This is a genomic window from Streptomyces sp. AP-93 (assembly GCF_022808175.1).
Classification (GTDB): domain Bacteria; phylum Actinomycetota; class Actinomycetes; order Streptomycetales; family Streptomycetaceae; genus Streptomyces.
The window spans coordinates 200,067-217,844 of sequence record NZ_JALGBX010000016.1 but is presented as its reverse complement, the minus strand read 5'-3'; the positions used below and the strand labels follow the sequence as shown (position 1 = coordinate 217,844).

Sequence of the window (17,778 nt, the reverse complement as noted above, 5' to 3'; positions counted from 1 at the left end):
TCCTTCGAGGGGCAGGCGGGCAGAAGCCGTCCGTGACGGCAACCTGCCCGCTACACTCCCACCGCTCGACGTTTCCCAGGTCAAGCCACAAAGTACTGCTGGAGTACTAGGGAGCGTATCGGGTCGTGATCAATCTTCGAGTTTTGCCTGCACGGCGGAGTCTGGGCGGGTAAAACTTGTTGGGTGACTCGTGTGCAACTGACGGATACGGAATGGGAGTTCATCGAGCCGTACCTGCCGATCGGCGAGTACGGCCCGTACCCTGAGCGGCTGCGGCAGCAGTTCGAGGGCGTGATCTGGCAGTTCAAAACGGGCGGGCAGTGGCGGGAGATGCCGACGGAGTTCGGCGCCTGGTCGACCGTCCACAACCGCTTCCGGCAGTGGCGTGACGCCGGAGTCTTCGAAGCGCTGCTGGAGGGCCTGATCGCGGAAGCCGCGAAGCGGGGCGAGGTGGACCTGTCTCTGGTCAGCATCGACTCCACCACCGCCCGGGCCCACCATGACGCGGCTGGCTTGCACCTGGAGGAGGAGGTCCTCACCGTCCTTGAGAAAGCCGCCGCCGAGTCGGAGAAGGCCAGGTCAAAGGGGGCGACTGCGACGAACAAACCGGGCAGGGGGCCGAAAGCAACCCCGAGCGGGAAGAACGACGACGCCTCCGGCGACGGCATAAACTCCGACTGAAGGCCGCCCTCCTCGGACCCTCCAGAGGCGGGCAGACCAGCAAGATTCATGTCGCCGGCGACCGGAAGTGCCGCCCGCTGGCTTTCATCCTGACCGCAGGACAGGCCGCCGACAGCCCGCAGTTCATCCCCGTGCTGAAGAAGATACGGGTCCGCGGGGCCGTCGGCCGTCCCCGCACCCGGCCCGACGCGGTCGCCGGGGACAAGGCGTACTCGTCCCGCGGCAACCGCGCCCACCTGCGCAAACGCCATATCAAGGCGGTCACCCCGGAGAAGAGGGACCAGGCATCCAACCGGAAGAACAAGGGTCGCAGGGGTGGCCGGCCGGTCACCCACGACGCCGACCTCTACAAGGAGCGGAACACCGTCGAGCGCCTGATCAACAAGCTGAAGGCCTGGCGAGACATCGTCACCCGATACGACAAGACCCCCGACAGCTACCTCGCCGGCCTCCACCTGCGCGCCTCGATGATCTGGCTTAGAGAACTCACCCGAACCACCTGATGATCACAACCAAATACGCTCCCTAGGACTGGTCCTCACGCCCCAGCCGCGCCGGTCTCACTGGCACCCCGCCCTCATGCGTACGCCAGGGTGAGCTCCTGAGCTCCTGAGCTCCTGAGTTCCGGGAGAAACGGGTAAAGTGTTGGAAACGTTTGATAACCGGCGGTCTCCTTCCCGTGTCGGGAGGCGTAGCGATGGACCCCTGGCTGATGTGGCTGATCGCCGCATTGCTCCTGGGCGTGGCGGAGATCTTCACCCTGACCGCCGCGCTCGGGTTGCTCGGGGGTGCTGCGATGATCACCGCCGCGACCGCGGCGCTCGGGCTTCCCGTCCCGTGGCAGTTCCTGGTGTTCGCCGTCGTTGCGACGGCTGGTGTGCTGTTCGTCCGTCCGGTAGCCCTGCGCCGCCTGACCTCACCGCAGAGCGAGCGTTTCGGCGTGGAGGCCTTGGTCGGCGGAGCCGCCTACGTCACCTCCGAGGTGACGGGCCTGGGCGGCAGGGTCCGTATCGGCGGAGAGGAGTGGACAGCCCGCGCCTACGACGACAGGCTGGTGATCCCTCCCGGCACGACCGTCGACGTCATCGAGATCAAGGGCAGCACGGCGCTTGTCTACCCCCGGGAGTGAGCCATGGAAGCATCGGCGTTCCTCATCGCCGGCCTGCTCATCGCGGTGTTCGCGGTCTTCACCGTGATCCGTGCGGTGCGCATCGTCCCCCAGGCCCGCGCCCGCAACGTCGAACGGCTCGGCCGCTACCACCGCACCCTGAAACCCGGCCTCAACGTCGTCATCCCCTACATCGACCGTGTCTACCCGGTGATCGACCTGCGCGAGCAGGTCGTTTCCTTCAAGCCCCAACCGGTCATCACCGAGGACAACCTGGTCGTGGAAATCGACACCGTCCTCTACTTCCAGGTCACCGACCCGCGCGCGGCGTCCTACGAGATCGCCAACTTCTTGCAGGCTGTGGAACAGCTGACGGTCACCACGCTGCGCAACGTCGTCGGGTCCATGGACCTGGAGAAGACCCTGACCTCGCGGGACACGATCAACAACCAGCTCCGCGGCGTACTCGACGAGGCCACCGGCAAGTGGGGACTCAGGGTCAACCGGGTCGAGATCAAGGCCATCGACCCGCCCCAGTCGATCAAGGACGCGATGGAGAAGCAGATGCGGGCCGAGCGGGACAAGCGGGCAGCCATCCTCGGGGCCGAGGGGCAGCGCCAGTCCCAGATCCTCACCGCTGAGGGCGACAAGCAGTCCGCCGTTCTCCGGGCGGAAGGCAACCGGACCGCTGAGATTCTCAAGGCGGAGGGCCAGTCCCGGGCCATCGACGAGGTGTTCCAGGCCGTCCACCGCAACGACCCCGACCCCAAGCTCCTCGCCTACCAGTACCTTCAGATGCTCCCCCAGATCGCGCAAGGCCCCGGCAACACCGTCTGGGTGATACCCGGCGAGGTCACCTCCGCCCTCCAGAACGTCACCCGTGCCTTCACCGAGGTGCTTCCCCAGTCGGCGGCGACCCGTGAATCTTCCTCGGACGACCTGGCCGTCCAGGCCGCCAACGACGCGGCGAAAGCGGCGGAAGCCGCCGCCGAGGCCCTCGCCGCCGCCGAGGAAGCCGACACCGCCACCGGGTCGCTCTCTCCTGGACTCACCATCGCGGACCCTCGCGACCAGCCGGACGCGCCGCTTCCCGGTACGCCACGCTAAGCTTGTCGTTCGAATCGTTGACCTCGAACCGCGGCTCGCACTTTGGTGTGAGGCGTTCGCGGTGCTGTCACGCGTCTGGGCTGTACGCTGCGCTGACCGGATGGGCGGGAGCGTTGTTCGAGTTGGCGCCGCTGCTCGGCGGGCACCGGTACCGGCGGGCTCCGGATCCACCCATGGCCTGGCGATGCTCAGGGAGGCATAGCGGCTCCTGGATGGTGGCGATCGGCGTCGGCGGTCCATCCCCTGCACTCTGCGACAAAGACAAGGGGCGACTCGCGTGGCTCGCCGACCGGGAGGGGCAGCCACGGCGGGCCCGGGCGATCATCCCTGTACGTGCGTTGCCTCGGGCGATGCCTTCCGACTCCTGCACGTGCTGGCACGGTGGCGGTGCGGATGCCCGATCATCTTGTGGCCCTCGCCCTGCTTGCCGAGACCGGGCCGCTGGCCGTCTCCAGCGCCAACCTGACGGGCAAGCCCTCGCCTCAGGACTGCGACGCCGCCCAGGCCATGCTCGGGGAGGCGGCGGCGGTCTGCCTGGCGGGCCCGACGCCGGCGGACGTGCCGTCGTCGATCGTGGACGTCACCGGTCCACTCCCCCGGCTGTTGAGGGCGGGCGCGATCAGCGCCGAGCGGCTGCGCGCCGTCGTACCCGACCTCCAGCAAGGCTGAGGCAATGTCGGCAGGCCGGTAGCGGCGCCGACCTGCCCGAGGGCGTCACGCCGCGGTACCGGCCGGGATGTCGAGGCCGTGGGCGGTGATCAGCTCGGCACTGCCGTGGGCCAGACGGTAGGCCAGGCCCACGAAAGCAACCTGACCTGCGGCGACACGATCGGCGAGCAGGCGGGAGCGGTCGAGCAGCAGGTCGACGGTGTGCCGTATGTGCTCGGCGATGAAGTCCCTGTCCTCGGTGTGGCCGGCGGCCCGCGCGGCGTAACGCGCTCGATCACGTCCCGTACGAAGCCTCCTGCGGTGGCGCCGTCCTCAACGGCGGCGCGGGTGGCCGCGACCGCCCCGCAGGCGTCGTGGCCGAGGACGACGACCAGCGGGCAGCCCAGCACGCTCACCCCGTACTCGATGCTGCCCAGCACCTCCGTGCCCACGACGTGGCCCGCCGTCCGCACGACGAACAGATCACCCAGCTCCCGGTCGAAAATGATCTCGGCGGCGATCCGGGAGTCGGAACATCCGAAGAGGACGGCGAACGGTGTCTGCGCCGGTGCGATCTCGGCGCGGCGGGCCGCGTCCTGGTTCGGATGCTCGGGCGCACCGGCCACGAAGCGCTCGTTGCCTGCCAGGAGCGTTGTGAGGGTCTCCTGGACATTCATTCGGTCGTCGGTCATGGCCGCAGACTACGCGCGGTCGGTGTCGTCGACAGCGCGAGGGAGGCCTCCGGCAACCGTGCTACGACCGCCGGATCGGCGCCTGCCGCGTCGGCGGGTTCGCAGAGCACAGCCAGGGAGCGCGGCAGCGCCTCCTCCCACCCGAGCAGGCGCAGAGCCACGACCGTCAGGCCCCTCCTGCGCACCTGAAGGCCGAACAGACCCGTCTCGCGCCATACGCCGTCTGTGCTCATGCTGCGATGGTCAACCGCTTCGCGTCTCCACGCGGGCGCCACGTGCGGTTGCAACCCGCGTTCACCCGGCCGCAGCAAACGGCCGGGGAGCAACCGCTCAGCCTGATCGCGGTCCAACCGCTCAGCCGAGCCCGTGGCGGCGTCCCTTCCCCTTCGAGGGCCCCGCGCTCCCGGCTCCGCATCTCACGCTCGGCGGTCGAAGACCGACAGCCAGGCGGGTGAGGCAGTGTCACGGGCCCGCCCGGCCCATCGTTGGCATTGCATGACGGACACTCCTCTGAAGATCGCAGCCCCCTGGCTGGTTAGGGCCTTCCTGTCACTGAGGCGCGGGGCGTCGCACGAGGCACGGGCCGCATCGGTGGAACTGAGGCCATTCACAGAGCGCCCGGGCCAGCGAGTAGCAGTGCCGTACGCCACCGTCGAACGCATCGAGGCGGCGCTGAGAGTGCTACTGGACAGCACCGGGCCCCGCAACCACCGGGTAGCGCTGTCAGAAGCTGCCGAGCACCTGCAGCAGGTCCGCCAGGTCGATGGACGGTCGACTGACCGAGATGACGCCTTCACCGACAAGAGTTCCACCACCGGACGGACATAGGGCGCCGGAATCGGTGGCGGATCAGCCGCCATGCCCGGGGGAGGCGGCCGAGCAGACCACGGAGCTGCAACCAGCTCCTGAATCGAACGCTTGGGCAAGACTCGTCCCTCGCTGCCCTCCAACGTGTGGTTTCCGCCGATACCCCTGCCCCCGTAGCCGCACGCGTACATCATTGGGCTACGGGACACCACCCGAACGCGGTGCCTAGCGGCCTCGCGGGTGTTCAGTCTGAGCACCCTGCCCCATTCCGTCTCGGAGCAGGGTGCGGCTGCCATGAAACCGCCGGAAGGACGCAGGAAGCCGCGCTCGACTCTCCCGCCTCAGCGACCTCGACGCAGCCAAGGATCACCTCCACCTCGCCCTCGACATCCACGGCTTCGACCGCCGTCGCACGCGCGCCATCGTCCTGGCCGACCCGGGAGGCGTACGCCTGCGCCAAGGCGACGCGGACGGCGCCGAAAGGGGCTCCGGGGCTCCCCCACAGCCACGCGCTAAGAAGGGGGGTGCCCTTGTGAGGCCCCAACGGGGGGCCTACAAGGTGGAAGGGGTAGAGCGCCGAGCATGGCCGCGACTCGAGGCCGGCCGTCCCTGTTCAACTTTCGCCGTTGCTGGAGCGGGGTTCAGCTAGGCACGGGGGATGGAGAGCTCGGTGGGTCGGGAGCGGCCTGGGTGAGTGCCGGCGGTGCTGACGGCAGCGGGTCCGCTGGGCTCTGGGGAAGTTCCGCGGTCATCCACGCGCTCTCCCCGCCGGCCCGCGCGCTGAAGCGGAGCAGGCGGCCGTCGTCGTCGATCCAGTAGCGGGTGTTGCCGTTTTTGGACTGGTCGGCCCCGGCGGTCGGTGCGGCGGGGCCGGCTACGACAATAACCGGGGCGTTGGCAATGTGGTCCTGCCTGACCAGGCGCGCGCCGCTACGGGCGAGGAGCTGGGCGTTGTCGGGGCGGTCGACGCCCAGGTTGAGCAACAGGAGAAGGGCTGCGTCGAGCGGGGAGGCGTGCGGGGTGAGGCGGTGTTCCTCCCAGCCGGTGGCGGGGGGCTGTTTCGGGAGGCCGCCGGGCCAATTGGGGCGCGTGGTGACGCTGGTGAGGTTCCACTGGATGAGCTCTCGGGCCGGCGACTCGGTGTCGGCGCGGATTTCGGCGTAGCCGAGGTGGCGGCGCCAGTCGATGCGGCCGGTGAGGGTGATGGTCCGGCCCCGGGAGGGGATGGTCATGGTGACGTTTCCTGTGCCGCGCCGGTACGTCGTGAAGCGGGCCAGCGCGACGCGGTCGGCCTCCTCGGCGGTGAGGGGCCGGGGCGCGCCGTCCTCGGCGTCGGGCTGTCCTGGTCCGGAGCAGGAGGTCAGGGCGAGCCAGCAGGTCAGCGCGGCCGCCACCGCAGCGCGGACCCGGGTCATCGGCCGTCCCGGCTGTTCGCGACGAGCAAGGTCGCGGCGGGCACGCGAACGGTCGCCGGGTCGACAGGCTCCGGGCTGCCGGTGGCGGGAGCGGCGGGCGCCGTGGCGGCCCGAGGGAGCTGCGGTTGGGCGGGAGGCAAAGGGACGTCGAGGAAGGGCAGGCCGACCGGGGCGGGCGGAGTGTGCACTGCGGTCTGGGGGCCCGGGGTGGGACTGCCGGCACCGGGGCAGTCCATGGTGTCCGCCAGGTCCGCCGGGAGCGTGCGGCCCAGGAGGCCGTCGAAGCAGTTCCCGCTGCCGGGGGCGTGCGGCGAGGCGAGATATGCGGCGTCGAGAGCGTTGGCGGCGAAGACGTTGCCCGTGGCCATGTTGTCCATCGGGGGCATGTCCTCGGAGGAGGAGAGAATCAGGCCGGCGCGAGGGTGGCCCGTGATGCGGTTGCGCTGGATGGTGTTGCTGCGACCGCCGGCGATGCCCAGGCCGATGCCGAAACCGCCGTCGGCCTGTTCGGGGGTGTCCGGGGCTGCATTGTCGGCGATGAGGTTCCCAGCGATCGTGGCACCGGCCTGAGGTGTGAGGGCCTCGAGGTAGTCGGAGCCCACGGTCATCCCGACCCGGTTGCCGGTGAAGCGGTTGCCGACGATCCACAGGGGGCCGCTGGCGTTGGTGCCCTCGTAGCCGACCGCGTTGCGCTCGGCGACATTGCCCCGCACCAGGATCTCGCACGGCTTGCACTGGCCCACGTACAGGCCGGAGTCGGCGCTGCCGGAGGCGTAGTTGTGCTCGATGGTGCCGCGGCGGGCGTTAAAGGCGTAGATGCCGTAGAGGCCGTTGTCGGCGGCGGTGACGTAGCGGACGCGAAAGCCGTTCAGAGGAGGGTTCGCCACCGGGTCGAGGCGGTGGTAGCCGTCGCTGCCGCGGCCGACGCCTTCGCCTCCGGTCTTCAGTCCGGTGACGAGGACGCCGTTCTGGAGGTGGCTGCGGACGGTCAGGTTCTCCACGGTCACGCCGGGGGCGGTGACCACGACGCCGTTGCCGCGCCGGCCTTCGCCGTCGATGACGACACGGTTGCGGTCGGTGCCGCGCAGCGTGACCTGTCCGGTACGGATGTGGACGGTCTCGCGGTAGCGGCCCGGGGAGACCAGGACCAGATCGTGGGGGCGGGCCCGCTCCAGGGCGGCGGTGATCGTCGGCGCCTCGGCGGGGACCCGGATCACGGCCGGGGCGCGGGGGGCATCGTCGGCGGGCCCGCCGACGCCGGGGGCGCAGGCGGCCGTCGCGGCACAGGCGAACAGCACGGCAAGGAAGCGGAGTCGCAGGTGGGGAGCGGACACGGGGTGACGTCCTCATCCGGGCAGGCGGGGCCGGCCGCAGCGGACCGGCGGCCGATCAGTCGTGCGTAGAGTACTCACATGACCACGCAGAGTGACAACCCTTCGGTGGTTCGACGTGCGTTGCTGGGCGTGCTGCCCGCCGTCGTTTCACTGAGCGGGTGCCGGTCCGGCGCCCCGACGCCCCCCGCCTCCGGCCCGCGACCGGCAGACGGGCAGCCGCCCGGCGTGGTGTTGGCCTCGGGCCCGCGCCAGGCCGGGGTCGACCGCCCGACGCAACCGCAGACCCACGCCGTGGTGTCGGTGTACGACCTCCCCCCGGGAGCCGACCCCGCCCGAGTGGCCGCACGGCTGGGCGAAGCCGTCCTGGAGCTGACCGGGAAGCCCCGGATCGCCCTCGGGCTGGAGGTCGGGGACCTGACCGTGACGGTCGGCGCGGGACCGCGACTCCTCGCCCTCGCCCGTCAGGACGTGGCCGGCGGGCTGGAGTTGCCGGCCTTCGCCGGCGAGGAGCGGACCGCCCGGGCGTGGGGTGGCGACCTGCTGGTCCAGACGTGCGCGACCGACCCCGTCGCCGTGGTTCTCGCCGATACGCACCTGAGTGCTCAACTGACCTCCGACGGCGCCTCGCGCCGCTGGTCGCAGACGGGTTTCCGGCCGCCGGGCGGCGGAGCGGTCCGCAATCTGCTGGGCTTCCCGGACGGCATCGAGAACCCCAGCACCCGCGCCGACTTGGAGCGGGAGGTGTGGCTGCCCGAGCCCACCCCGTTGGCCGACGCCACGATCGCCGTCGTACGAAGGCTGCGCATCGACGTACCCGAGTTCCTCGCCCAGTCCCCGGCCCGGCAGGAGGAGGTGATCGGGCGGCGCAAGGCAGATGGCGCACCACTGAGTGGCGGGGCTCCGGCCGACCGGCTCGATCTGGCGGCGAAGTCGGCGCGCGGCCGCTACCTGGTGCCTGCCATGGCGCACGCACGGCGGGCCAATCCGAACGCCACGGGCAGCGGCCGGATGCTGCGCCGGGGTTACAGCTACCACAACGGCCCCGCGGACCAAGGGCTGCTGTTCGTCGGCTTCCAGCGGCAGTTGCGGACCTTCACCGCCACCCAGCGCCGCCTGGACGACGGCGACGACCTGATGCGGTTCGTCACCGCCACCGCATCCGGAGCCTTCCTCATCCTGCCCGGCTTCAGCCCCGAAAAGCCTCTCGGCAGTGGCGTTTTTGCTGGTCACCGCTGAATCCGTTCTGCACATCTCACCCCGTCCAGCGGCGAGTCACTCAAAAGTGCGAATCTATCGACGGGGCCTATCGGGAAAGATCAACACCGCAAGATCATGCTCACGCAACGTGTTCATCACCACTGTGTGTGACATGGAGGAAGAGCTGTGAAAGCCCTGAGGAAGGCCATGGTGGCGCTCGCCGCCGGTCTTGCCCTGACCACCGGAGTCCTACAGCAACCCGCGGCCGGAGCGGACCCGGCGGACGGCACGGCCCGCATCAAAGTCATCCGCGACTCCAACACCAACGGCCGCCACGATCCCGCTTCCGAGCTCCCGGCGGCCGGCATCACCGTCGAGCTGACCGACTACGAAGGCAACGTGGTCACCGCGGTCACCGGCCCCGACGGCTACGCGGTCTTCCCGCCCAACACCGTCCTCACCGGCGGCAAGTACTACGTACGCATGAAGATGCCCAACGGCTCCTTCCTCGAGCCCACCTTCGGCGCCGCGGGCGGCCTCGCGTCGGACGCCGCCATCATCGACGTGGTCGACGGGGACGCCGAGCTGACCATGGGCGTGCGCAACCCGGCGGACTGGTGCGAGGACGACGCCCGGCTGAGCACGGTCTGCCAGGTCGCGGCCACCAAGTCCGGTGGCGTCCGCACCACGGTCACCTTCCCGTTCCGCGAACGCGGTGACAGCAACTCCGGCAACACCACCGCCCTCGCCACCCGCACCGACACCGGCAACACCTACGGTGTGGCCTACCACAAGCAACAGCGCCGCATCTTCACCGGCGCCCACGCCAAACGGCACACCGTCTACGGCCCCTCGGGGCAAGGCGCCATCTACGTCACCCCCCGGGACGGCGGAGCCACCACCCTCTTCACCACCGTCCCGAACGCCGGCACCACCGCGCACCAGGACTCGGTCCGCTTCGACGGCCCCTTCGTCGGCGCGGTCGGCAAGGAGTCGCTCGGCGACATCGACATCTCCGAGGACAACCGCCAGCTGTTCGCCGTCAACCTGGCCGACCGCAGGCTGTACACCTACAACGCCACCCAGCCGACCGCTGCCGCGCCGGTGACGTCCGTGGCCATCCCCAACCCGGGCTGCCAGGCGGCCGGCGACTGGCGGCCCTTCGGCCTCGGTGTGCGGGACGGAGTCGTCTACGTCGGCGGGGTCTGCTCCGCGGAGTCCTCCCAAGCCGCCGCCAACCTGCGGGCGGTCGTGTGGACGTACAACCCCGTCACCGCGACCTTCGCTTCGGCGCCGATCCTCCAGCAGCCGCTCACCTTCCCCCGCGGCGAGGTCAACGTCGGCGTCCCCGGCTTCAACCGCTGGTTCCCGTGGACAGTCGGTGCCGCCACCTTCCCCCAGCAGCTCGTCGCCCACCCCGAGCCCGAGCTCAGTGACATCGCCATCGAGAGCAACGGCGACATGGTCCTCGGCTTCCGCGACCGGTTCGCGGACATGGGCGGGCACGAGATGCCCAACGCCAACCCCTCCTACGCCAACAGCGGCATCACCGACTCCGGCGGCGACCTCAACCGCGCCTGCCGCAAGGCCAACGGCACCTTCGAGTGGGAGGGCACGGGCACTTGCCCGAACAACGCCCCCACCCGCCCCAACGGCGGTCAGCCCGCCAACGTCGTCGAGTTCTACCCCGGCGAATTCGTACCCAACGCCCACCTGGAGACCGCCCAGGGCGCCATCGGCCTCCACCTCCGCGAGCAGCGGATCGCCTCCACCGCCATGGACCCGGCCAGCCAGTACTTCACCGGCGGCACCGCCTACTTCGACCGCCAGACCGGAAGCCGCGGCGCCAACCCCGGCGAGCAGGGCTTCACCCTCCAGAAGCTCAACGACCCGCTCGACGGCGGCTTCGGCAAGGCCAACGGCCTCGGCGACCTCGAAGTCCTCTGCGACGAGCCGGCCGTCCAGATCGGCAGCCGCGTCTGGTACGACCGCAACAAGGGCGGCGCCCAGAGCGTCGACGACGACGAACCCGGCATCCCCGGAGTCACCGTCCAGCTCCTGGCCGAGGACGGCAGCCTGCTGGCCACCGTACGCACCGGCGCCGACGGCGCCTACTACTTCGGCCCCGAGCACGGCGTCCGCCCCAACACCAAGTACAAGATCCGCTTCGACAAGTCCACCGCCGACACCAGCGTGATCAACTCCCGTCGCCCGCCCGCCGCGAGCGGCCTGGTCTGGTCGCCCGTACAGGCCGTCGGAGCCCCCGGCGACCTCAACTCCGACGCCGTCCCCGACACCGCGCCCACCGGCCAGTTCGCCACCACCGAGGTGACCACCGGCGCACCCGGCACCGTCGACCACACCATCGACGCCGGCCTCTTCATCAACCGCCTCTGACCCAGCCCGCCGGTCGCCGCCACTTATGCCCACACGAGTGGCGGCGACTCCGCCCCGACCCCACGTGCCACAACAGCTGCCCGTTGGTCCACTTGGTGCCGTCGCTAGGCCGGACCAGATTCTCCTCGGACGCGGGGTCGAGCAGCTGGTGAAAGGTGCGGCGGGCTCGCTCGTACTCGTCGTACACCGCCTGCCGGTCCATCGGCTCGGGGATCAACATGGCCTGCCGGCTTCCCTTCGCTGCTGTGGCCCCCGTGGTGATGATGCCCGGCTCGGCGGGCATCCAGGCCGAGAGAGCCGACCAGCAGCCCCGTTTGCGCAGCAGTGTCGAGAACCTCGGCAGGAAGGCCATCGATCATGAGCTTGGCGCGGCGGAACATCGTGAAGGCACCCGCTTCGTCGACCGCGCCCATGACAGGTAGATGAACCGACCGCCGACGGCCCTGCACATACGGGCCCTTCACATTGATGCCGCAGGACGAGACGGTCGTGGTGCACTCCAGGGTCCAAGTCGCGGACGCGGCGTCGCCCGGGGTCGAGGAGTTCATCTGGGCGATCGCGGCGCTGCACGGCAACCTGGACGTTGCGGTACCCCGCACTGCCATCGCCCGGTGCCCCGGGCGGGCAGGTCGACCGCTTCGATCCGGATACGCATGCCAACCATGAAGCCGCCACCGGCCCGCGCCGAGCCTGCACGGCCCGGTCCACCGACGTCTTCGACCCTGGCTTCGCAGTCTTCGGTCACCGCCGCTCGCCGCGGCAAACGACTGCTCCATGATGCGCTCGACAGCCCGATCCCGTGCGCAAAGCGACATCGCAACACGACAGCAGCGGGGATCGTCCAGCCACAGCGAGGACGTCGGATCCGCTGACGCCCCAGGTGTCCGGGGGGCGTGCCCCATCCGTGCCCTTCGGAGCGGTGAATACGGGTACGGCCGGACCCTCGCGACAGCGCTTCCCGTAGGAAGTTTTCGCCGGTCAGGCGCCCTATCGATGCTTGCACGCCGTAGCTTGCGCAGCTCATCGGCGCTCTCTTCCAGCACGGTGCTGCGCTCCGCGAGCGCCTTCGCTACGTCTTTGCAGGCGAGTTCAATCAGGCGACTGTCGCCTCGGCGCCGCGCCGGTCCACCTCGATGCCGTACCCCTGCGGGTAGGCGATGCCGTAGCTGTTGATCGCGGGATCCGCCGCGAGCTTGCGGCAGATGGTCAGCCAGTCGACCCCGGCGAAGCTTGAGGTCGATGGGATCGGAACGCCGCTTGGTGATGGCGGACCGTGCGGTCCATGTGCGCAGCTCGTCAAAACCCCCGCGCCGCGCTTCCATGATCCTGTATCGGAGGGCGGCGGCGGGGCTGCGAACTGCTAGCGGGCGAGTGTCCACTTCGTGAGGAGGTCCAGATCTGAAGGACGCGGCTGCGCGTGCTGGGGGAGATGAACGCGAAGCTTCTTGGTGGACTGAGCTTTCAGATTCCCCTCTCACGGCCACCGAGCGGGAGTCAACCGGCGGCGGATGTCGCAGCGCGTTGGCGTCGGCCCGGCGGCCGCTCAGTGTTGTGCGATCGCGGAGCCACTGCGCCTCGGCGAGGGCGTCGATCAGTTCACGGGCGCCGTCGCGGGTCAGAGCGTCGGAGACGGCCTCGCCGTGATCCTTCTGGGTGACCTCGCATTCGTGCGGCTGGTGGTGAGAACGACGTGCTCGAAAGAACCGGTGGAGGCCCGAGAGAGGCGAGGTGGGGTAGCACTTCCCATGGTCGGCGGGGGTCGCAAGCCGTACGCAGTGTTTCGGTCGACAGGCGGTCGGACACGTCCCCCAGCCGGCCGGGTTCAGACGGGACAGAGCCCGGCCGGGGTGACTACGGGTCCGGCCGGGCTCTGCGTGCGTGGGGTTCCGCCCCGTTCAGAAGTCGTTGACGCGTGAGTCGTACTCGTCGCGGAGCAGATCTTCCTCGCGGCGCCGCTCCATCTCCTCGGGCCGCTGGCCGCGGGACGGGGTAACGGGCTCGGGGTGTAGCGGGTCCTGGCCGGGGCGCTGCCGGCGCTGCTGCTTCTCGCTGCCCCTGCCCGGCTCCTGGCGCTTGTCCTGCTGACCGCCCATGACGGTGACTCCTCTTGATACGGGGTTTTCCTAACCTTCACGCTGACACGAAAGGTCACGCTCCGCATCATGTGTGGCACGTATCGTGTCGGGAGGGTGATCTGCCAAGCCTGCTTGGAGGCGCCGTTGGCAGGTTCCCGGTCCGGTGCACAGGATGGTCCCATCTCACCCGCCAAAACTGTCTGGAGCCGATGGCCATGCTGCAGCGCACGCAGCGCAAGGACCCCATGAAGGTGACTTGCGTCCCTCCCGCCGACGGACCTACTGGGCCCGCCAGCACGATTGGCGACTTCAAAGACTGGCAGCTTGGCGGCCACGCCCTCACTCCGAGCGAAGTCGGGAAGCGAGCCGTTGCGCTTCCCCTACCCATCAAGAGCACTCGCCCCTTCCGGTATCTGGCCGCCGGCGACTACTGGTTCAATGACGACAGCGCCGATGAGCAGGACCGACCCTCGCAGCCGCCTACACGCCTGATGGCGTAAGCCGCGTGTCGCGGGGCACCCGCTCGTTGAGATGGTGACACGCGCCACCCGGTCGGCCACCCCCACGGGCCGGGATCCGTGCTACCGCCCCGCCACCTTGCCCGGAGGCGGGGCCGTCGTCATCCCAGAATGGTCACGCACCGCCACGCCGAGCCGAGCCACATCGTTGTATCGGTATGGACCAGAGAACCGTTCCGCTTCCGCGGCGTCCGTGGCCCGCTCGCCTGCCGCAGGAGTTCTGGCAGGCATCACAGACACCGATCTACGATGCAGTAGAGCGGCAGTGGCTTGCCGAAGGCCGTGAAGTGCCCCGCCACCCACAAGCTTCTCGGGATACCCGGCACCAAGGCAGCCTCGGCGACCACCGGGCCTGACGGCCCGCCTGGTGACGGGTGAGACCGTTCACGCAGCTACAGCGGAGCCGGAGTGTCCAGGACGGCGAGCAGATCGGCCAGCAGACAATGAATGGCCGCCTGGACGGTGGAAGCCCCCTGGCCCGCGTGTCACGAGTCGGTGAGGTGCTCTCAATGGAGATCACTTCCAGTGCTTGTTGAGGGCGATGTCTGAGTGCCCGACTCTCACGAGCAGCTCTGCCAGTGCACCACGCACCTGCTCGGGGTGGCCGCAGGCGTCCTGAGGCAGTGCGCGGTGACTGCACCGCCCATGAGCACCCACCCTCCGGGGTGCCGAAAGGGTTGTAACCGCGTGTAGTACTCACATAGTTCCGCTATGCGGTCTCAGTCTCGCCGCTTGTGTCGAAGACGCTGTCGTCGAGTTTCAGGTCAACCATGCCGACAGTCCCGCTGGTCGTCTCGGTGATGTCGCCATCCTCGAAGGATCCTACGAGTGCCCCACCAGTGATGGTGAAGCTCTCGCTTCCATCGGCGAGGGACACATCGTTCCCCGAGATGCTTGCCCCGGATACCTGAGTGGACGGGTCGGGCGTGACATCAGACATGGTGCCTCCTATAGGGCGTACATAGCTTTGCAGAAGAAGCGGGGGCGTGTGGACGGGAGGGGATGCGCCTGGGTGTGGGGGCTGCGGCTCCGGCCCGACAGGAGGCGTCACAATCCCCTGGCAGCCAGTGGATTCTGTCCCTGAATTCCTTCCGCGTCCTGAGCTTCAGGGATGTGGCGGATGACGGGATCCACAGTGGGTCCAGGGCGCCTCCGATCCTGGATGTCCAGGCGATCCGTTCCCGGTCACGGCGAGTGCGGCGGCGGTGCGCGGCGGCAGGCGGTTCCGCGTGGGAAGAGGCCCTGCGCCCAGGTTCCGGAGGGGCCGGCTTCGCTTCCGTATGGCGGCAGTGCCTGCAAGAACGACTTCGCGCCGTGTATCCCCCTATCAACGGCCGATGCCCTCGTCTTGGCGCAGGACCTCGCCCACCGTAGTTGGGAGAGGCTGGAGGGCGTCGAGTGGAGTCGGAGGAGGTGGAAGCACCGCTGCCCTGTCACCCTGCGTCGGGCACCATGTCGCCAGGGTCTTGGGCGGAGACGGACCCGAGCGCCCGCTCCACGCCCGTGCGGCTCGGCATAAGCCGCGACCAGGGCGCCGATGGCCCCTCCGGTTCCAGGGCCGCTCTCACGGCGTCGCCGGAAATGTGTGTTGGGCTGCCGGTCGCCCCGAGCCGGTCCCACCCCGCGCTGAGGAGGGCGTCGAGAGGGCGGTCGACATGTTCGGGTGGCCGGTACTCCTGACGCTCGCCAGTATGCCGAACTGCTGCTGGCGCAAGGCTCGGAGAGCTCTTGCTAGGCGAGCGCCCGAGCGGGAGCGGGGTCGGGCCTTCGTTCCTGGTGGTGCCCCCGGTGGTGTTCTGGGCATGGGGCTCAATCCTTTCCGTGGTCGGCGGCGTGGGAGGTGTACTGGGCCGCGTACTCCTCGCTGGGCGGGACGACGGTGATGACGTCGATCAGTACGCCGTCGGGAGCGGCGACGATGAAGTGGCGCTGGCCGAACTCCTCGGTGCGCAGGGGCAGTACTTCGGTCAGGCCGGCCTCCGTGACGAGGCGCTGGTGCTCGCAGTCCACGTCGTCCACTTCGAAGTTCAGCAGCAAGCCGCCCTGGAGTGCGACTCGGTGGCTCTCGGGGACGGTCGGGTGGGCGTAGTCGAGGAGGGCCAGCTCGTACTGGGGGGCGTCGGGGCGGCGCAGGCTGACGTACCAGTCCGCCTCGAAGGTGACCTCGAACCCGAGGTGGCGGATGTAGAAGTCGCGGGAGGTTGCCACGTCCCGCGTGGCGAGCACCGGGTAGAAGCCGCCGAGCTTGGGTGCGGGCATCGTCGTGGGGTCGTTCGTCATGGCAGAGGTCCCTCGTTCCATTTAGCATACCCTGGGTATGTGAACCGTTGGGGCTAGCATACCCTCGGTATGCGAAATGGAAAGGGTGGTGCTCGCGATGGCGGTCAACCGGGCGGAGCAGCGGGCGGCCACGCGGCGTGCCCTGCTGGCCGAAGGGCAGCGCAGGTTCGCCGCGGACGGGTACCACAAGGTGGTGCTGGCCGAGGTGGCGCGCGCCGCTGGGGTCACCAAGGGGGCCGCCTACTACCACTTCGACAGCAAGGCGGGGCTGTTCCGCGCCGTCGTCGCCGAGCTCCAGCAGGAACTGGGGGAGCGGGTCGCGACTGCGGCGGAGCGGCACGGGGACCTGTGGGAGCAGCTGCGAGCCGGCTGCCGGGCCTTCCTGGCCGCGGGGACCGACCCGGCGGTCCGGCAGATCGTGCTGGTCGATGCGCCGACCGTGCTCGGGTGGGACGAGTGGCGGACCATGGACGAGGAGTCCTCCGCACGCCACCTCGCGGACGCTCTGACCGCGCTCGTAGCAGCCGGGATTATCGCAGGTCAGCCGGTGGAGCCCCTGGCGCGGCTGCTGTCCGGGGCGATGAACGAGGCTGCGCTCTGGATCGCGCGGGGCGGAGATCCCCAAGCCGCCGAGCAGGCGCTCGACCGGCTCCTGTCGGGGCTGCGCACTCCGGACTGACTCCCGTGCGGACATTCGTCACGGCTTCTCCTGGAAGTCTGGCCCGACGCCCTGTTACGAGAGCGCTCGGGTTCGCTGCCCTGTGCTCACGCCGCATGCTCACGAAGATCGAATCGACACGACCGCGGGGAGGAGGGAAGGCCTCATGTGAACAGCGGGTCGGGGGTCGGGAACCGTCCGGCGTGATCGCGCGTGAGTCCTTGATGGGCAGTCGGCTGGCGGAGGGGATCTGATGAAGTCGCGGGCGATGGTGAGCGTGGCAGCGGTAACCGCATGCGTGGCGCTGACGACGTGCGGGTGCGGTCCGGACGAAGCGAAGGAGAGGGCCGAGGCGAAACCTTCGCGGCAGTCCGCGTCCACACCGGCGAACGCACCGTCGGGCACGCCGTCCGCATCCGCCGGAACCGAGCAGCCTTCGGCCGCTGTGAGCGCTGACCTGCCCGCGCCCAGGACGAAGGAGCGCGCGATCCAGCGGTACGAGCAGTACCTCCACGGACTCGGTCGTGAGGACATCGGCACGGTCTGCGAGGTGGCCGGGCCAGGCGCGAAGAAGGCAGAGGACCAGGGGTTCGGTCCGTGCACGACGACGTACGCGATCGTGTTCCAGATGATTTCACCCGCGCAGAAGAAGGCCCTGCGCACCGCGACGGTGGATCCGCAGCGCGTTCAGGTGCGCACACTCGACACGATCGAGATGCCGCTCGAAGCGGTCAGGTCCTCCGCCACCTTCTCCGAGGAAGACCTCGGCAGCTACGTCCTGGAATACCTCAAGGACGACTACTACATCACCGACGGGAAGTGACTCTCCGTCCGCAGAGGTCGGGGAGGAGGCCGAGGGGA

At 69.4% G+C, this 17,778-nt stretch carries 15 protein-coding genes and 3 pseudogenes; 8 read left to right on the top strand and 10 right to left on the bottom strand.

The window, feature by feature from the left end; translation table 11 throughout:
• The first annotated feature begins 183 nt into the window (after window positions 1-183).
• From MTF69_RS25870 to MTF69_RS25855, 4 genes and pseudogenes are all read left to right on the top strand, one after another.
• Window positions 184-1,184 (top strand): annotated as a pseudogene (locus MTF69_RS25870) (IS5 family transposase).
• A gap of 194 nt (window positions 1,185-1,378) precedes the next feature.
• Window positions 1,379-1,810 carry an NfeD family protein gene (locus tag MTF69_RS25865; protein WP_243338201.1) on the top strand — a complete coding sequence of 144 codons (432 nt, stop codon included), beginning with the start codon at window positions 1,379-1,381 and terminating at the stop codon, window positions 1,808-1,810.
• Window positions 1,811-1,813: 3 nt separating this feature from the next.
• Window positions 1,814-2,896: an SPFH domain-containing protein gene (locus MTF69_RS25860; RefSeq protein WP_243338199.1), complete on the top strand. Its 1,083-nt coding sequence runs from the start codon at window positions 1,814-1,816 to the stop codon at window positions 2,894-2,896.
• A gap of 375 nt (window positions 2,897-3,271) precedes the next feature.
• Window positions 3,272-3,565 (top strand): annotated as a pseudogene (locus MTF69_RS25855) (L-threonylcarbamoyladenylate synthase); the annotation flags it as partial.
• Between the two features lie 45 nt (window positions 3,566-3,610).
• Here the strand turns inward: MTF69_RS25855 and MTF69_RS25850 are convergent.
• The 4 genes and pseudogenes from MTF69_RS25850 to MTF69_RS25830 form a co-directional block, all read right to left on the bottom strand.
• Window positions 3,611-4,236, bottom strand: a pseudogene (locus tag MTF69_RS25850) (carbonic anhydrase).
• Window positions 4,233-4,469 (bottom strand): hypothetical protein, encoded by a 237-nt coding sequence (locus tag MTF69_RS25845; RefSeq protein ID WP_243338197.1) that lies wholly within the window; start codon window positions 4,467-4,469, stop codon window positions 4,233-4,235. Before MTF69_RS25845 ends, MTF69_RS25850 begins: the two are co-directional and overlap by 4 nt.
• A gap of 1,215 nt (window positions 4,470-5,684) precedes the next feature.
• On the bottom strand, window positions 5,685-6,458 hold the full coding sequence (locus MTF69_RS25835) for a hypothetical protein (RefSeq protein ID WP_243338195.1): 774 nt from the start codon (window positions 6,456-6,458) through the stop codon (window positions 5,685-5,687).
• Window positions 6,455-7,792 carry a right-handed parallel beta-helix repeat-containing protein gene (locus MTF69_RS25830; RefSeq protein ID WP_243338193.1) on the bottom strand — a complete coding sequence of 446 codons (1,338 nt, stop codon included), beginning with the start codon at window positions 7,790-7,792 and terminating at the stop codon, window positions 6,455-6,457. The genes MTF69_RS25835 and MTF69_RS25830 overlap by 4 nt, the downstream gene beginning before the upstream one ends.
• A gap of 78 nt (window positions 7,793-7,870) precedes the next feature.
• Between MTF69_RS25830 and MTF69_RS25825 the strand changes: the two genes are divergently transcribed.
• Entirely contained in the window at window positions 7,871-9,028 is a 1,158-nt protein-coding gene (locus tag MTF69_RS25825) for a Dyp-type peroxidase (RefSeq protein ID WP_243338192.1), read from the top strand.
• Window positions 9,029-9,175: 147 nt separating this feature from the next.
• Window positions 9,176-11,386: an SdrD B-like domain-containing protein gene (locus MTF69_RS25820; RefSeq protein WP_243338191.1), complete on the top strand. Its 2,211-nt coding sequence runs from the start codon at window positions 9,176-9,178 to the stop codon at window positions 11,384-11,386.
• On the opposite strand, the gene MTF69_RS25815 is transcribed toward MTF69_RS25820, so the two are convergent.
• The 6 genes from MTF69_RS25815 to MTF69_RS25785 form a co-directional block, all read right to left on the bottom strand.
• The gene (locus tag MTF69_RS25815) at window positions 11,373-11,588 is read right to left on the bottom strand and encodes a DinB family protein (RefSeq protein WP_243338223.1); all 216 of its coding nucleotides are present in this window, start codon (window positions 11,586-11,588) and stop codon (window positions 11,373-11,375) included. The genes MTF69_RS25820 and MTF69_RS25815 overlap by 14 nt on opposite strands.
• Window positions 11,491-11,934, bottom strand: a complete 444-nt coding sequence (locus MTF69_RS43475) for a DUF5990 family protein (RefSeq protein WP_308401450.1) — start codon at window positions 11,932-11,934, stop codon at window positions 11,491-11,493. The genes MTF69_RS25815 and MTF69_RS43475 overlap by 98 nt, the downstream gene beginning before the upstream one ends.
• 545 nt (window positions 11,935-12,479) lie before the next feature.
• Window positions 12,480-12,686 (bottom strand): hypothetical protein, encoded by a 207-nt coding sequence (locus MTF69_RS25805; protein ID WP_243338190.1) that lies wholly within the window; start codon window positions 12,684-12,686, stop codon window positions 12,480-12,482.
• Between the two features lie 595 nt (window positions 12,687-13,281).
• Complete coding sequence (locus MTF69_RS25800; RefSeq protein ID WP_243338189.1) at window positions 13,282-13,479, bottom strand: hypothetical protein; 198 nt, start codon at window positions 13,477-13,479, stop codon at window positions 13,282-13,284.
• A 1,209-nt stretch (window positions 13,480-14,688) separates the two neighbouring features.
• Window positions 14,689-14,919: a hypothetical protein gene (locus MTF69_RS25790; protein WP_243338187.1), complete on the bottom strand. Its 231-nt coding sequence runs from the start codon at window positions 14,917-14,919 to the stop codon at window positions 14,689-14,691.
• A gap of 869 nt (window positions 14,920-15,788) precedes the next feature.
• The gene (locus tag MTF69_RS25785; RefSeq protein WP_243338185.1) at window positions 15,789-16,259 is read right to left on the bottom strand and encodes a VOC family protein; all 471 of its coding nucleotides are present in this window, start codon (window positions 16,257-16,259) and stop codon (window positions 15,789-15,791) included.
• 76 nt (window positions 16,260-16,335) lie between these two features.
• On the opposite strand from MTF69_RS25785, the gene MTF69_RS25780 reads away from it, so the two are divergent.
• Both MTF69_RS25780 and MTF69_RS25775 read left to right on the top strand, forming a co-directional pair.
• Window positions 16,336-16,938: a TetR/AcrR family transcriptional regulator gene (locus tag MTF69_RS25780; RefSeq protein WP_243338183.1), complete on the top strand. Its 603-nt coding sequence runs from the start codon at window positions 16,336-16,338 to the stop codon at window positions 16,936-16,938.
• 424 nt (window positions 16,939-17,362) lie between these two features.
• A complete protein-coding gene (locus tag MTF69_RS25775; protein ID WP_243338182.1) occupies window positions 17,363-17,740 on the top strand; it encodes a hypothetical protein in 378 nt (125 codons plus the stop codon).
• Window positions 17,741-17,778 lie beyond the last annotated feature (38 nt).

Excerpts from the sequence above, each read along its gene's own strand:
- MTF69_RS25865 (WP_243338201.1), top strand. The coding sequence starts at position 1,379 with ATGGACCCCTGGCTGATGTGGCTGATCGCCGCATTGCTCCTGGGCGTG.
- MTF69_RS25860 (WP_243338199.1), top strand. The coding sequence starts at position 1,814 with ATGGAAGCATCGGCGTTCCTCATCGCCGGCCTGCTCATCGCGGTGTTC.
- MTF69_RS25845 (WP_243338197.1), bottom strand. The coding sequence starts at position 4,469 with ATGAGCACAGACGGCGTATGGCGCGAGACGGGTCTGTTCGGCCTTCAG.
- MTF69_RS25835 (WP_243338195.1), bottom strand. The coding sequence starts at position 6,458 with ATGACCCGGGTCCGCGCTGCGGTGGCGGCCGCGCTGACCTGCTGGCTC.
- MTF69_RS25825 (WP_243338192.1), top strand. The coding sequence starts at position 7,871 with ATGACCACGCAGAGTGACAACCCTTCGGTGGTTCGACGTGCGTTGCTG.
- MTF69_RS25815 (WP_243338223.1), bottom strand. The coding sequence starts at position 11,588 with ATGGACCGGCAGGCGGTGTACGACGAGTACGAGCGAGCCCGCCGCACC.
- MTF69_RS43475 (WP_308401450.1), bottom strand. The coding sequence starts at position 11,934 with ATGAACTCCTCGACCCCGGGCGACGCCGCGTCCGCGACTTGGACCCTG.
- MTF69_RS25800 (WP_243338189.1), bottom strand. The coding sequence starts at position 13,479 with ATGGGCGGTCAGCAGGACAAGCGCCAGGAGCCGGGCAGGGGCAGCGAG.
- MTF69_RS25790 (WP_243338187.1), bottom strand. The coding sequence starts at position 14,919 with ATGTCTGATGTCACGCCCGACCCGTCCACTCAGGTATCCGGGGCAAGC.
- MTF69_RS25785 (WP_243338185.1), bottom strand. The coding sequence starts at position 16,259 with ATGACGAACGACCCCACGACGATGCCCGCACCCAAGCTCGGCGGCTTC.
- MTF69_RS25780 (WP_243338183.1), top strand. The coding sequence starts at position 16,336 with ATGGAAAGGGTGGTGCTCGCGATGGCGGTCAACCGGGCGGAGCAGCGG.